The 15,144-nt window shown below is 40.7% G+C and carries 16 protein-coding genes; 1 reads left to right on the top strand and 15 read right to left on the bottom strand.

Annotated elements, in window-relative coordinates; genetic code table 11:
- Window positions 1-283: 283 nt before the first annotated feature.
- From J7E32_RS00785 to J7E32_RS00735, 11 genes are all read right to left on the bottom strand, one after another.
- Window positions 284-910 carry a response regulator transcription factor gene (locus J7E32_RS00785; protein ID WP_214902202.1) on the bottom strand — a complete coding sequence of 209 codons (627 nt, stop codon included), beginning with the start codon at window positions 908-910 and terminating at the stop codon, window positions 284-286.
- On the bottom strand, window positions 888-1,931 hold the full coding sequence (locus J7E32_RS00780) for a sensor histidine kinase (RefSeq protein WP_214902199.1): 1,044 nt from the start codon (window positions 1,929-1,931) through the stop codon (window positions 888-890). Before J7E32_RS00780 ends, J7E32_RS00785 begins: the two co-directional genes overlap by 23 nt.
- Before the next feature lie 142 nt (window positions 1,932-2,073).
- The gene (locus J7E32_RS00775; RefSeq protein ID WP_286182541.1) at window positions 2,074-2,577 is read right to left on the bottom strand and encodes a GNAT family N-acetyltransferase; all 504 of its coding nucleotides are present in this window, start codon (window positions 2,575-2,577) and stop codon (window positions 2,074-2,076) included.
- A 102-nt stretch (window positions 2,578-2,679) separates the two neighbouring features.
- Entirely contained in the window at window positions 2,680-3,006 is a 327-nt protein-coding gene (locus J7E32_RS00770; protein ID WP_214902196.1) for a hypothetical protein, read from the bottom strand.
- 27 nt (window positions 3,007-3,033) lie between these two features.
- Window positions 3,034-3,177 carry a hypothetical protein gene (locus tag J7E32_RS00765; protein ID WP_214902193.1) on the bottom strand — a complete coding sequence of 48 codons (144 nt, stop codon included), beginning with the start codon at window positions 3,175-3,177 and terminating at the stop codon, window positions 3,034-3,036.
- Window positions 3,178-3,394: 217 nt separating this feature from the next.
- Window positions 3,395-3,850 carry an NUDIX hydrolase gene (locus tag J7E32_RS00760; protein ID WP_214902191.1) on the bottom strand — a complete coding sequence of 152 codons (456 nt, stop codon included), beginning with the start codon at window positions 3,848-3,850 and terminating at the stop codon, window positions 3,395-3,397.
- Between the two features lie 52 nt (window positions 3,851-3,902).
- A complete protein-coding gene (locus tag J7E32_RS00755) occupies window positions 3,903-4,343 on the bottom strand; it encodes a hypothetical protein (RefSeq protein WP_214902188.1) in 441 nt (146 codons plus the stop codon).
- Between the two features lie 755 nt (window positions 4,344-5,098).
- A complete protein-coding gene (gene nrfD / locus J7E32_RS00750; protein WP_214902185.1) occupies window positions 5,099-5,995 on the bottom strand; it encodes an NrfD/PsrC family molybdoenzyme membrane anchor subunit in 897 nt (298 codons plus the stop codon).
- Between the two features lie 5 nt (window positions 5,996-6,000).
- Complete coding sequence (locus J7E32_RS00745; protein ID WP_214902182.1) at window positions 6,001-6,537, bottom strand: 4Fe-4S dicluster domain-containing protein; 537 nt, start codon at window positions 6,535-6,537, stop codon at window positions 6,001-6,003.
- Window positions 6,537-8,732: a molybdopterin-containing oxidoreductase family protein gene (locus J7E32_RS00740; protein WP_214902179.1), complete on the bottom strand. Its 2,196-nt coding sequence runs from the start codon at window positions 8,730-8,732 to the stop codon at window positions 6,537-6,539. The genes J7E32_RS00745 and J7E32_RS00740 overlap by 1 nt, the downstream gene beginning before the upstream one ends.
- A gap of 229 nt (window positions 8,733-8,961) precedes the next feature.
- The gene (locus J7E32_RS00735; RefSeq protein ID WP_214902177.1) at window positions 8,962-9,576 is read right to left on the bottom strand and encodes a TorD/DmsD family molecular chaperone; all 615 of its coding nucleotides are present in this window, start codon (window positions 9,574-9,576) and stop codon (window positions 8,962-8,964) included.
- Between the two features lie 307 nt (window positions 9,577-9,883).
- On the opposite strand from J7E32_RS00735, the gene J7E32_RS00730 reads away from it, so the two are divergent.
- Window positions 9,884-10,795, top strand: coding sequence for a 4Fe-4S dicluster domain-containing protein (locus tag J7E32_RS00730; protein ID WP_286182539.1), 912 nt, complete (start codon window positions 9,884-9,886; stop codon window positions 10,793-10,795).
- 122 nt (window positions 10,796-10,917) lie between these two features.
- Here the strand turns inward: J7E32_RS00730 and J7E32_RS00725 are convergent, their stop codons facing one another.
- The 4 genes from J7E32_RS00725 to J7E32_RS00710 all read right to left on the bottom strand — a co-directional run bounded on the left by J7E32_RS00725 (window position 10,918) and on the right by J7E32_RS00710 (window position 15,144).
- The gene (locus J7E32_RS00725) at window positions 10,918-11,460 is read right to left on the bottom strand and encodes an outer spore coat protein CotE (protein WP_041966656.1); all 543 of its coding nucleotides are present in this window, start codon (window positions 11,458-11,460) and stop codon (window positions 10,918-10,920) included.
- A 278-nt stretch (window positions 11,461-11,738) separates the two neighbouring features.
- Window positions 11,739-12,176 carry a YlbF/YmcA family competence regulator gene (locus J7E32_RS00720; RefSeq protein ID WP_214902175.1) on the bottom strand — a complete coding sequence of 146 codons (438 nt, stop codon included), beginning with the start codon at window positions 12,174-12,176 and terminating at the stop codon, window positions 11,739-11,741.
- 1 nt (window position 12,177) lies between these two features.
- Window positions 12,178-13,722: a tRNA (N6-isopentenyl adenosine(37)-C2)-methylthiotransferase MiaB gene (miaB, locus tag J7E32_RS00715; RefSeq protein ID WP_214902173.1), complete on the bottom strand. Its 1,545-nt coding sequence runs from the start codon at window positions 13,720-13,722 to the stop codon at window positions 12,178-12,180.
- Between the two features lie 555 nt (window positions 13,723-14,277).
- Window positions 14,278-15,144, bottom strand: coding sequence for a 2-oxoacid:ferredoxin oxidoreductase subunit beta (locus tag J7E32_RS00710; protein WP_214902170.1), 867 nt, complete (start codon window positions 15,142-15,144; stop codon window positions 14,278-14,280).

Raw genomic sequence — 15,144 nt, 5'->3', positions numbered from 1 at the left:
TTACTCTAAATATCTATTATAACTCGACAAAATACAATTTTCGATAGAATCCCCATAAAAAGAATTACCATTCCAAATATGGACTGGTATACATCAATCATATTTCATTTTTTTCAGACCGATTGTGAAAAATAGTAAGCTGAATGCAACCAGGATTAAAGCTGAATTCTGGGATATAACGGCTTCCACTGACAATTTCGCAAAATTCTCTAATCATTCTAATAGATTTAAACACTTTAAATATATGACCAACAAAAAAGCAAGACATCAGTATGTCCTGCTTCTAAGGGTGAAATACATTATATTTCCGTGCTGTTTCTACCCATTCATATCGCTTGTGTGTCCCTAGCTTCTCCCCAATTTTCTGGCGATGGTTTTCCACTGTTTTGACTGATATATCAAGCCTTTCAGCTATGTCTTTCTGGGAATATCCCTTGACCGTAAGGATGAATACTTCCTTTTCGCGCTTCGTGATCGGAAGGTCAACCAGATTGAATTGGTCACCCTCTGTATCATCCTCCCATATATGTGTATCGAACACCTTTTGGTTCGCTAAAATTTTATCCAGAGATTGGATAAGATCGTCGCGCTTCAGCTGCTTGATTAGATAGCCGTCAGCTCCCGCTTCATAAGCCTTCTTTTGATAGCCGATATCATCATGCATTGAGAAAATGACTATTTTTGCGTCTGGGAGGAGTTTCCGAAGCCTTTCCAATGTCGTCATTCCATCCAGGCCGCCTGGCATCGAAAGGTCCAGAAGTACAAGGTCGGCAGGGAAGTCAACCGCAGCTTTAACAGCTTCATAGCCATCGCAGGCACAAATCCTCCCATCAATGCAAAAGGATTGCTGCAAAAGCATGCTCAGCCCATCACGGACGATTTCATGATCATCGATAATCATTAGGTTCATCTTTCCTCTCCCCTTCCGCTTTTGTTAAAGAAACAAACCCTTCCACCCGTGTAGGCCCGCCTTCCTTGCTGATCCACTTAATGTCCCCATCAAGCATTTTGCAGCGCTCGTACATATGCTTCAAACCGAGCCCTTTCGTTTTACATCCTCCTCCATTAAAGCCATTGCCATTATCATATAACTTAAAAAAGATATATTGATAGTATGTCTTTAAATGAATGGAGAAATAGCTTGCTTTGCCGTGTCTAACAGAATTTGTAATGCTTTCCTGGATGACCCTGAATAGATGGAGTTCTTTTTCCCGATCCAGTTTTTGTTCGTTATCGAGCTCCATCTCCAAAAAAATTTCTATCTGGTATAGCTTTCTCCAGTCCTTTACTGCTTGCCGAAGTGATTTCTCCAATCCTATGTCATAAACGATCTCAGGCCTAAGGCTTTTTGTCAGGCGTTTAATATCTTCCAGAGTTTTGCCCATGACATTAACCATGTTGGTGACATGATTTTGATACTTATCTTCGCTAATGTTCTGTTTAATAACCTCGAGGCCAAGAAATATGCTATAGACACTTTGTCCAATATGGTCATGCAGTTCCATGGCAATCCTTTTTCGCTCTGCCTCCTGAGCGAGCAGCGTTTCTTGTACAAGCAGCTCATGGAATCGTGCCCGCTCACTATTTTCATTCTGGACTGGAGGCCGTATCCTTAAAACATAATATACCTCTTCCGATATAGTCATTTTTTTTAAAGACATCTCAAATTCTTCTAGTCCCTCATATACAGCCAGATGGGAGTTAAAAAAAGGTAATGGATTATCAGCAGTCAAGATACAGCGATTTTCATTCTCTTCCAGCTCTCTTTCCTGGCAATAAGTACAGTAAGGTACTTTCTCTCCGAGTTTCCATCCGGTCATGTCAACCGCTTTTTCATTAAGATAATGAATCGTACGATTTTTATCCATAACAATCATACCCTCAGGCAGATGGTCGACTATTTCCTCCAAAAATTCTGTTTGCATCAACATAATTGATCCCTCGCTAAACATCTCTTCGTCGCAACTCCATTTTAACCTCTATTTCAGCGGATACTTCCCTATGTTTATTAACATTAAGTGAAATCTCGGGCTTTTTATGTCTCCATAAAAAAAGACCCAATAAGGATCAGAGTTAAGAAAAAAACTTTTTTTCGTATTTACTGTGATGGTCTGTTTCACCGAGATAGTGAAATCCGTTGGCTAAATAAAACTGATTCAATTTGCTGTTGTCTGCTACACAGTCTAATTTGAGATATGTTTTGTCCGTTGAAAAATTCTTCTCTATCCAATTTAACAGCTCTTTTCCAAGACCTTTGCCTATATGTTCTGGTGATACTGCGAGCCTATGTAAATACACTGAATCTTCTTCAGTATCTCCACCAAAAATATGTCTGTCCCAATCACTTTGGATTGTCGAGAGGGTGAACGTTGCGATTATTTCTTCATCATTCAGGATAATGAATGTTTCGTTTTGCTTAATCGCTTCCAGAATTTCCTCATCATCCCCTCCATTCAATAGATATTGCCACTGATTGATCTTCTGTTCCCGCATCCACTGTGCGACTTTTTTAAGCATCTCAATGACCTTTGTGCCTTCATCTTTTACAGCAAGTTTAATCTGAGCATCTTCAAGCAAAATTACACCTGCTTTCTATTAATTTATTTTACTATTCAATAATACAATTGTTTTTGCTTCAAAAAAAACAGGCTGAGCTCAGCCTGTCCAAAAGTAATAACATCATTTCAACGTTTTAAGAACTTCCTCAATATCTTCATTGGTCATTTCAATTGCCTGAGTCATTGTCCGGACATCCTTCGATGCCCAGTAATCATATAAACGTGCAAGGTCATTACGATTATATACCTGTTTACCATAGTGGCTGTAAAAATAGGCAACCAAAAGATTGACGACATTGGACGGTAGTTTGCTTCGGGTTGAAATTGACCTAAGTGCAATATTCTCAAGTCCGCGGATGTTATTATCAGTGAACTTTTCTACCACTTCAATTGGCATAGCGTTTTCACAAAATGAAAGGAATTCTGGATCGGTTAATTGTTTATTCATTAAAAAATCTCCTGCTTAATTTATTATTCAGATTGTTTCCAGCGCGTCCTCTATAAGTTCAATGTCCTTTGAAATTGATTGTTTTAAGGTGGCACTTTCACACCGCTGGTATTCTTTATGAAGTCTTCTTAGTTCCTCGTAAAAGATCCGATACTCAAAGTTGTTAATCATAATCGCCCTCATTACTTTTTTACTGTTCTAAGAAATATTTTCCCATTTATCCCTATTGTCAAACAAATAAATAATGAGGATGTAATTAAGCTAACATTACCATTAAGCAGGTGAGAAAGGGAAGAGGTAATTTGGTTCATTTGAATTTCCCAACAAAGCTGATTACAGACTTGTACCAAGGTGACTTTTTTCATCAAGCAAGGCAGGGATATTTCACTTATATTTCCTCGTTTTTTTCAATCAAAGCCAAAGCCTTTTGAAGGGCCCAGGTCTGATGTTCATGAAATAATATGTTCACTGCTGCACCAGTTTCAACCCATCTAAGTTGATGATCATCTTCCACAGGTTCCCCCGCCTCTCCCGCTATTTCCGCAAAATAAAAATGACCTTCACCGAGATAATATTCCGAATCCTTCTTAGAATAAAAATAGCGCTGTGCTTTTCCAATCCATTCTCCAATTTCTAGCAGATTCCCCATTTCTTCTATACCTTCCCGAACTAGACACTCCTCATGACTTTCATTTTCTTCCAACCCACCACCTGGAAGAAAGTACTTTCCATCATCCGTCTCAATCAGGGCAATCAAATTCTTCTGTTCATTAAAAATGATTCCATAGACACCCGGCCGCAGGGTATAGCTAATTCCTGATTCCATTTCTCCAAAAGTAATCACTTATACACCTCTTTAGTCGTAGTCAATAGCAACAAAGTTTGAGAAAAGAGCGTTAATAAAAGAGAAAATCCGTGTTCGTTGGGGTGACTGACTGAATCCATGAAGCCTCTTCCGAATTCTTGGCAGTGACTGCAAATTCCGTAGCCCAGTGGCCGGAATGGAAAATGACTTCACTCTGTTGAATAAGATTCACGGTGAACCACTTAAACCTATGGTTCTTTTCATATTTGTTCAAAAGTATATCTTGCGCGCTTTTATCATTGGTGATTTTAAAAACAGTCATGTGTTCGCTGACATGGACAGAACTTTTAAGTATAGTTTGAATTTCTAGGATTACCTCCTGTTCTTCATTCCAACAATGGATTTCTACTGTATCAGTTTCTTCAAGAAAATGTGCGACTAAAGGTCTCCAATACTTATAATCATCAGGAAGTGGAAAGGTATCATCCACTTCCTGAGAAGAACACCACGGTACCGTAAATTGCACCTCCATCAACATCCCTCTTTTACATAAACGTTGGAAATATTATTCTGTGTTCTCGTCTGATATCCCTTCTTTTTGGTTAACTTACTCTTTTCGAATATGTTTCCTGATTGTCCACAATATCCATGATTACCCTTAACTACTGATAACCCTTCATGCAACGGCAGATATTCAGCCATAATCCCTAAAACAGCAGCAGGCAAAATTAACTTAATTATCCTCTCCTCGTTCAACAAACAAAAATCATCTTTCCTAATATATTCTTAGAAGGAATTTTCCATATTTTAGAGAATTTATAGATTAATTATTGAAAGGATAGGTTGGTATGTTAATTAAACTGGAAAGCATAACTCGCCTTATTGTACTTATTTTCGTTTTATTTTCTTTTGTCGATTACTTTTTTGAGCTTACCTGGGTCAACCAGGCAAGTCCATACTTTTTTATGCCCATCCTGATTTTGATGGTCAGTAATATAGCGCTTCAAATCATAAATTTTTTTATAAAGAGAAAGCAAAAGAGTTCAATTGATACATAAAAGACCTGGACGTGTTTTGTCCAGGTCTGCTTGCATTTATTATAACGCTGTTTTCGTAAAGATTGTTGTTAAAATCCTAAAGCCGATTTTAACGTAATAAAAAACCATTTTACAGGTCGGTACTAAGTTTGCATGCTCTTTTCTCATAAAAAGAGTCAACTTTACGAAAAAATAGGTCTTGAAATCCTATGTTGTATTCAAAAGCAACAAAGTTTGTGAAAAGAGCCTTTTATAAAAATATTACCGGTACTGCTGCTGCTAGCAGCAGATAACGAAGGATGAATCCACCTGCAAGTACGGCACTTTCAGTGATCAAGGTAGCTGTAATTCCGTGAGATCCGGAAGCTGCTACTTCCAGTCCCGCCTGGCTCTGGTGAAGTTTTCGCGAATTCCATAATTCGAGAGCCTCAATTCCAATTGGAACCATCAATCCGATAACAATCAGACCAACCCAGAATAAAGGGCTATACTCACCGGAGATAAGCATGGCAACAGATTGTGCAGCAGATTCATTGGTCGATGAAGTGATCAAGAACATTGTGAAAATCAGGAATACTTCGGAAATCAGCAATGTAAAGTGAATTTTTTTGATAGACGTCACATGATGGATCACCTTTTTATCCACGATTGCTGACACGAGCATTGTACCAGCAATCCCCGTTGAGAATGCCGACACAACGAACAGGATTGGCAAAATTGCTGTATTCCATAGTGGCACAGCACCAATGACACCGATCAAGAAGCCTGTGTAAATGGCTGTAGCGACAGCAAATACGATGCCGACGTACTCAACAATTTGGTTCGTATCTTTTTTCAGCAATTCCATCAGGGCGATATAAGCTGCAGCCATCATGAAAAAGCTAATGAAATAAGTACCGATTGTCATGACAGAACTGAAATTTGTAAACAGATAGATGAACCGCAAAGGATCCTTAAGACCTGCTTCTGCATCGACGATAAGAAGCAATAGTCCTATCCCCATAAGAATCGGGCTGATTAACCTTCCGACAATCCTGATTGTTTTGGCATCAGGATATTTCCTTGCTGCATACGAAGATGTTAAAAACGCACCGGCACTAAGTCCAGCTAGGAATAGATAGGCAGCGATAATTGTTCCCCAAACCATTATAATCACCTCACGTAGTAAATTTTTGCCTTGCCTAAGTCCGGCCTTAAAGGCTGGGCATTCAATTTAACAATTGCTTTTGAAACTTCACTGTTTGGATCATCGAGGTCACCGAAAATACGGGCATTGCTGATGCATGTGCTGACACAGGCTGGCTGTTTGCCCTCTGCCACAAGTTCGGCACAGAAGCGGCATTTTTCAACTACCCCGGTTTTATGATCCTGCGTTCTTGCTCCATAATGGCAAGCGACCATACAATATTTGCAGCCGATACACTTATCAGCGTCAACTAGCACGATGCCTTCTTTTGTCGTGTAGGTAGCCTTTGTCGGGCAGACACTCACACATGGGGCATCCTCACAGTGCTGGCATTGTACCGGGATGATTTCATTCTTCACGTTTGGGAATACACCCGTTTCTTTTTCATAAAACTTAATAAATGACTCTTCTACCGGAAGCTCGTTCTGCATCTGGCAGCTTACCCGGCAAGCATAACAGCCGACGCATTTTCGTGTGTCTATTACCATTCCATAGCGTGCCATCAGCCATTCACCTTCCTAACCTTCACGATTACTTCGTGGATATTTCCTGCGCCGCTCCATTTTTCAAAATCGAATGGTACGTGTTCCATATAGCCAAATCCTATGCCCTGTCCTGTCTTTAAATCCTTTGAAGTGATTCCATAATGGCTTGGCACAAAAATCGCTTCTGGGTGGATTCTTTCTGTCAGCTTCACTCGAATTTTGCTTGTGGCTTCACTTGATTTCAGTTCAACCATATCTCCATCCTTGATTCCCAGCGCTTTGGCACGAATAGGGTTGATCCAGATTCTCTCTAAATCATAATCTTTTGTAATCTGCATTAAGATTGGTATATTCGCAGTTTGCGTATGGCTGTGGATTGCCTGTTTACCAGTGATCAGACGGAAAGAATCGTCTGCCGGGCTTACCTTTGGCTCAATCCATTCAACGATCGGTTTAAAGCCTGCTTCTTTATATGTTTCACTGTAAAACTCGACCTTTCCAGAAGGCGTTTTCAGTTCTTTCATCTTACCTAAGGTGATTTCTTCATTAGGGAACATGATGGTTCCTTTTTCCCTTAGCTGTTTATAAGTAATACCTGTAGGCGCAAGCATCGCTTCGTTCAATTCATCAAGGGAGAAGTTGAAATATTGTCCTACACCGCAGACTTCAGCTAATTCCGTATAGATTTCATGTATTGGTTTTGTCTGCGGATGAACCTTGTCAACCATTTGTTGACGGAGCGCGATGCCTGGTATTTTCCCTGATAAACCTTCAATTACCTCATCACGTTCAATATAAGTTACTTCCGGAAGGACATAATGTGCCAGTTGTGCCGTTTCAGACATTTGTACATCGATGGCCACAACGAGATCCATTTTAGAAAGAGCTTCCTTCATTACTTTCGGATTTCCATAACCTAGCGCTGCATTAGAATGGTAGTAAATGGCCGCCTTCATTTTGCCTTCCAATGCTTCTTTTGCGACGATTGTTGCAACCCCATTACTTGGATAAGCAATCGGGAATTCCTTTGAGCCAGCCTTTGGAAGTTCAGGTTCCTTAGGACTCGGATATTTAGCTTTATCGAGCTTGCCTAGTGAAGGTTTCCCCCCGAATATACTTCCGCCTTTTTGCTGGTAGTTGCCAAGTAAAGCATTAAACATTGCAACGGCACGGCCGGTTTCCGTACTATTTTCATAGTTGCATCCGAATGCACCTCTCCAGGATTGCTCAATCAACGCCTTCGGTTTGGCTTTACCCATATCCATGGCAATCCGTGTGATTGCATCAGCAGGGAGACCGGTGATTTTTTCTGCCCATTCTGGTGTATATTTTTTCAGTTCTTTTGCATATTCGTCAAATCCAATTGTGTAGTTCTTAATGAATTCCATATCGTGAAGATTTTCTTTAATCAACACATGTGACATAGCCAGTACAAGAGCCAAGTCAGTGCCTGGTCGGATTGCCAGCCACTCTGTCGCAAGATTGCCTGTGTTATTCAATCGTGGATCGACAATGACAATTTTGGCTCCGTTGTCTTTCGCAGATGCCAATGCTTGTACCGAGCTTGGCCTAATTCCGTCTCCATAGCTTCTGCCTATGAACATAATGTATTTGGCATTACTGATATCTGCACTCGTGGCCGTAACACCTACTGTATGAAGGAAACCCGCATCCCTGGAATTTGAACAAACAACATGGTGCGTATAATAGTTCGCAGAACCAAGAGCATTGATGAATCTAGGAGAATAGAATTTCCCTGAAGCACGTGGATCCTCCGTCAGTGCTACTGACTGTGGACCATGATCTTTGATAATCTTGTTCAATTTTTCAGCAATTTCCTTGTAAGCTTGTTCCCATGTTATCGGCTCGAATTTCTTTTCACCAACACGCTTTAAAGGCTGTGTCAGCCTATCCTGGGAATAAACAACTGTAGCGTACCCATGCCCCCTGGCACATAACTTCCCTTTTGAATAAGGGTGATCAGGGTGCCCCGTCAACTTCCATAAGCGCCCGTTTTTGACATGGCCGATCATCCCGCATTTGCTTGAACATGCATTGCATGTACTAGGTATTTCCTTTATTTCTGCATTTGCTCCTGCTTTTACATATTGATTGGACCATTCATTAAAGCCTACTGTTCCCGCAGATGCCAACGCAGCAGTTGCTGCAGAGGCTTTAATGAATCCTCGACGTGATAGTTTTGTATCCACCATTTTCTCTAGCCCTCCTTTTACTCAAGACCGATAATACATTTAGTGATTTTTGACTTGACCGTTTATGCCAGCCATTTTTGTGATTGATGCTTTCTTCCATTACTGCTGTCTATAAAACTCATTAACTCTTTTGCAGAGTACCCGGTCTCTTTAATGGAATCTGTTATTGCAGCTCTTTTTAACAGGATGTCTTTCACTAAAAGCATCACCACCTTTAAAATTTGAAGCCTTACAGGTAACTATTTCGTTGTGCCTCCAATATTTCGATCAATGCCCTCGTCAGTCTCTGATAAAATGGCAGAACCGTTACTTCCGAAAGCTGAGATTCGAATTCATCGAGCCAATCGAAATGATCATCCAAAAATTCAGCAGTGGAATGATCGGGAGCATGCTCAATGAAAAAAGCCAACAACTCTAACAGGATTGCTAGATGGTCCGGCATACCCTGTAATTCATTAGGTATTTCGATCTTTAGCTTTTCTAACAGGTAATTGATATGTAACGCCGAATCTCCCAATATATACCCTTTGTCCCTGGCAAAGGGTAGAGTGCACGTTTCATCCATAGTCCACTGTTTATACAAAGATTCAATTGGAAGTGCAGCCTTCTTTTGCGTGCTGCCAATAGAGGATATGTATAATTCCCTAAATTCTTCATAGTTCTCAGGCAGGACTTCCTCTATGAAAAAGTCGATACTAAAAAGTTCGTTGACCGATTCTTCCAGCTTCTTCAGTAGATCCTGCTGCTGAATCTCATCCCAGATCTCTGTAGTTGGTTGTTTAAATAAATCTGCAAGGACTATAAAAACATTTGCACATTCTGTTTTTCTATCTAATCCAATCACCGGGATTCACCACCTTTCGATTACAACTTCACTATATGGCAATCAAGTTTGTGAAACAATATACATTCTGTGGATATTCCCCGTAGCGTATGTGAAGGATTTCACCTAATTTTATTGTTTATTTTTCAGTCCAGATTATAGAAAACTATTAAAAGACACTTAAATAAAGGCTTTACAACGCTTACAGCAATACTGGAAATGTGAACATTCCTTTAAATATGTTTGTAAATCCAGCAAACTCGCCGCTTTTTAAGAACTTTAGTCGTAGAATGGAAGTAAATGAATTATCACTCTTGAGGTGACCTATATGTCGCTGCTAACCAATTGGCTCGAAAGCTTGAGCTATGAACTGGAAATATCAGAAGCCTGTTCAAAAAAGAAAAGTCCATTGAGTACCTGTACAGCTTGTATGGATGAATGTCCACAAGGGGCAATAAATATAAAAGAAGGAACACTAAAAATAGATGAAAAGGCTTGTACCCTCTGCGGTGTTTGCATCACAGTATGTCCGCAGCAGGCAATAAAAGGACAGTCGCCAGCAAGGAAGGTCATCAAGGACTACCTTTTATTACAAGATGATTCTCCGCTTCCTAGCTTCATGGAATTGCTTTATTTTCATAAAAAAGGAGTCCGCTTTATCCAAAAAGCAGCTGCTGATGAGGAGCTAGAAAAACGTATAGGGAAAGCCAATGAAGTTTTGAAGGTACTGGAACTTGATCCACTGTTGATCATCAAGACCATATCACTTAAAGAAGAGGCTCAACCGAAGCTATCAAGGCGTGGCTTTTTTACGAAACTCTCGATGGATGGCAAAAAGACTGTACTGTCTTCAGTAACGCCAGTAAAATGGCGATTCAATGAGGACAGCTTTAAGGCTTCTAGCCTATATAATGATTGGTCGTTTCACGAAGTAAGGATACATGAGGAGAAATGCACATTATGTGAGGCCTGTTTTAACATCTGCCCTACAAAGATTTTCACACTGGAGGACGGTACACTAACAATCGATGATAAAAATTGTTCAGGGTGCAATCTTTGCATGGATATATGCCAGCACAGCGGAATTCAGATTGTTCATAATATCCACAAGACACGTGTAGTTGTCTATCATGTTAATAAAAATGAATGTAATTCTTGCAGAAGCAGTTTTTACTCATGGGTAGAATTAAATGAATGTGAAATCTGCAAAAGTATCGAGAAACCTAATTTTTTTCTGTAACTCCTTTTCAAAATAAAGCATAAGGCACTGGAACCAAAGGTGCTGGAGTTGCAAACCGATGCCTTCTCTTTGTTCATTTTCCAAAAAAAAAAACTAGGAAGTGAAAGCTTCCTAGTTCGATGTTATTCTTCCTCTCCCAGGAGAAAGTCTGGGTTCAAGTCTTCGAATTCGTCATCATCGATGCCATGACCCCACTCGTCATCATCGCAATCGCATCCGCCCGGATGAGTGACAACACATACCTTGGTTTCACCGATGACTTCTACAAGGAATTCCCTCTCGACGTGAACGATGATTTTGTTGCCATTAGGCGAAATGACTGCTTCAATGCAGTTAGGCTGCTGCAGGACCTCTACAAGGACATCATGATCATCCATGCAGTCAGGGTCACGGTACTTCAGCTTGATGACATCGCAGTAAGTTACTTTCTCCGTCACTACTTCAGTTTTTGTATTATCATCAAAGGAGTACCAGATGTTGGCTTCGTAAGACCCGTTTACTTCAACCACTTTCCCTACCTTTTTTGCCTTATACTTATGGTTTATGACCCAAGCGCCCAGAATGCTGCTCGGATTATGCGCTGGGTTGATCGTATGATTGGACTGCGTGAATTTGCGTCCCTTCGCTACGACGGCTTTCGTAATAATCTCTCTGTAATCTCCCATTGCGAGCGAAACCTCCTCAATCTTTTTCAATTCATCCTATGCGTGATATTAGACTAGTGTGCGATTAATTTTAGAACCGCTGGTAAAAACTTAGGCATAGTTCATTGTATGCCCATATGCCCTGAATGTTCCCGATTGATGAAAGTTGATTGGGATTTGATTGCTTTAAAGTGGCACGCACGGGGGAGCTACTTGCGAAGGCTAATTAAAATCAAGATTCGATGGCCGCGATAAAAAAATGGCACCTGAATATTCAGGTACCATTTACTGATCGATAATTAATGGTTGTGTGTATGGCAGCTTTCTTCGTTTTTCAGAGCTGCTCCAGTTTCACCGCGAAGTATATCTCCTCCAGTTGATTCGACTACTTCATCTGTAACGGTATTTGAAATCGTTGTGGCCACTAGCTGAAGCAATTCATTTACATCGATTTGCGACTGCTTGAATTCCTGGACCACCGGAATTTCATCAAGTTGTTGTTCTAAAGAAGCAATTTTTGCTTCAGTCTTCTTCAATGCTTCTGTTTTTCCATAGTGTTGGAAGTTAACTGCCTGTTTTTGTAGACCTTTAATAGAAGAAATGAGTGTTTTCACTTTTTCATTCTCATGGATTTGTGCTTCTGCACGCTTGAAGAAGTCAACTTCTTCTGTTTCCGCAATCATTCTTGCGATTTCTCTTGAACGCTGGATAATGTCATCTTTATTATATTTTGCCAACTTAGTTCACCTCAACTGGTTGTATTTCTTCTACCATTTCCCCGTTTAAAGACCATGTTTTTGCATCAGTAATCTTTACCCTGACGATTTTGCCGATTGCCGTTTTAGGTCCTACAAAATTGACAAGTTTCAACTTGCTTGTATAACCTGCAAGAACATCTGGATTGTTTTTGCTTTCGCCCTCTACCAGGACCTCAACAATCTGGTCCTGATATTTCTTCATAGACTGTGCGGATTGCTCATTCACAAGTGCATTCAGGCGCTGAAGGCGCTCTTTTTTCACTTCCATTGGTACATTATCCTGCATTTTAGCTGCAGGTGTTCCCTCCCTTGGAGAGTAAATGAATGTATAGGCTGCTTCATAGCCAACTTCACGGACAAGTGACATTGTTTCCTCGAACTGCTCATCCGTCTCGTTCGGGTAACCTACAATAATATCCGTAGTCAATGTAACATTAGGAATTGCTGCTTTGATTTTGCGGACAAGTTCGAGATATTGTTCCCGAGTGTACTTCCGGGCCATGATTTTCAATACATCAGTAGATCCTGATTGTACTGGAAGATGGATATGGTCCATCAGGTTACCGCCCTTTGCCAGCACTTCAATCAAGTGATCATCAAAATCACGCGGGTGGCTGGTTGTAAACCGAATCCGCGGGATATCGATTTTACGGATTTCATCCATTAAGTCACCAAGACCGTATTTCATATCTGCCAAGTCTTTTCCATAGGCGTTTACATTCTGGCCAAGAAGGGTAATTTCCTGGTAGCCCTGGGCAGCAAGCTGACGGACTTCCTGGATGATATCCTCAGGACGGCGGCTGCGTTCTTTGCCTCGTGTATAAGGGACGATGCAGTATGTGCAGAATTTATCACAGCCATACATAATGTTTACCCATGCCTTAATATTGCCTTTGCGCACCTTAGGAAGGTTTTCGATTACGTCCCCTTCCTTAGACCAAACTTCTACAACCATTTCTTTGGACATGTATGCTTCCTGGAGAATATGTGGCAGGCGATGAATATTATGCGTACCAAAAATCATATCAACCTGGTTATACGTTTTTAGAATTTTGTTAACGACGGATTCTTCCTGGGACATGCAGCCGCAAACTCCCAATAGAAGATCAGGCTTTTCTCTTTTAAGATGCTTTAGATGTCCAAGTTCACCGAACACCTTGTTCTCAGCATTTTCCCTGATTGCGCAAGTGTTCAAGAGGATGACATTCGCGTCCTCTACACTGTCAGTAGGTTCATAGCCAAGACCAAGGAAAATACCTGCCATGACTTCTGTGTCGTGCTCATTCATCTGGCACCCATAAGTGCGGATATAGAATTTGCGCCCTTGTCCCATACCAATGAATTGTTCAGGGATGTCGAAGTCCTTATGATACTGGACTTCTTCCTTGCCGCGTTTTTTTGCATCCTTCAGGGAAGGAGCTGTATATACTGTTTCAAAGTACTTGCTGTAATCCTTGCTGGATTTTTTGTCCGAAGAACTTCCAGTTTGTACTTGTTGTCCTTCCAAGCGTTGATTCTCGTTCATTATAGATCTCCTTTCATTAGAAAGCGAGCAGGCAGATTGATAGAGCCTGGTGCCCGTGCTAGGTTCACAAACAGTTCTGCTTTCTACTTTTAAAAGGGCTATATTTCACCCTGAAAATATAAAATATACACATTATAATAGTATAAACTCTTCAATCAATGAACACAATAGCAGGCACTGGAAATACAGCTTTCCTGGTAAAAAAAGCCGACTTAATAAATTATATTACCTAACAGTTTATTATTTTGTAGTGATGCTTGTCACTAATTCTAGCAATCGGATTTATTTTATAAGGCACTTTTCTCAAACTTCGTTGCTATTGACAACAAAATAGGAGTGAATAACCTATTTTTTTCGCAAAGTTGACTGTTTTTGTGAGAAAAGAGCATGCAAACTGAATACCGACCTGCAAACTGACCTTCTATAACGTTAAAAACGGTTTTAGGATTTCAACAACAATCTTTACAAAAACAGCATTTTATAATAATAACAAAACCCCAATCCTGGTCGATTGGGGTTTTATTTCATTCCGGCTTGATTTCCGGATTTGTTGTATTACATGAATTCAGCAACTAGCTTATCAAAGTGATCTTGATCTAGCTTAAGGTCAGCTTGAGATAGCGGAGTTTCAGAATAACCGCTGACTAGTTCCTGATAAGATTTACGCTCTGTATTTTGATAAATCAATCCAGTAACAAGACCATTGTGCTGCATCAATGTCTGCATTGCTGCTTCGCGGTTTGAAGGATCATATCCTTCAATGTCGCCAAGTTTTGTCAAGTTTTCCTTGAACCAGTCGTATGTGTTTACCTTGTTGTAAGTTACACAAGGGCTGAATACGTTGATTAAAGAGAAACCTTCATGCTTGATTCCAGCCTCGATCAGTGCAGTCAAGTCTTTCAGGTCTGTTGAGAAGCTTTGTGCCACGAAAGTAGCTCCAGCTGTCAAAGCCAATTCCATTGGGGAAATGGCCTGCTCGATAGAACCTGCAGGAGTTGATTTTGTCTTGAAGCCAGCAGCCGAACGAGGGGAAGTTTGTCCCTTTGTCAGACCATAAATCTGGTTGTCCATGACAATGTAAGTGATATTGATGTTACGGCGGATCGCATGGACTGTATGTCCCATACCGATTGCGAATCCGTCTCCGTCACCACCAGAAGCGATAACAGTTAAATCACGGTTAGCCATCTTAACTCCTTGCGCAATAGGAAGCGCACGGCCATGGATTCCGTGGAAACCATATGAGTTAATATATCCGGAGATTCGGCCTGAACAGCCGATACCAGAGATTACAGCCAGGTCTTCAGGCTCTAAACCCACATTAGCAGCAGCACGCTGCATGGCTGCCTGTACAGAGAAGTCGCCACAGCCAGGGCACCAGTTTGGTTTTACATTATTGCGAAATTCTTTAAAAGTCGCCAT

The sequence above is a fragment of the Bacillus sp. ISL-55 genome (genome assembly GCF_018613155.1).
GTDB lineage: Bacteria > Bacillota > Bacilli > Bacillales > Cytobacillaceae > Mesobacillus.
Note: the sequence above shows the minus strand (reverse complement) of the source record. Positions and strands in the feature narration are given on the sequence as shown.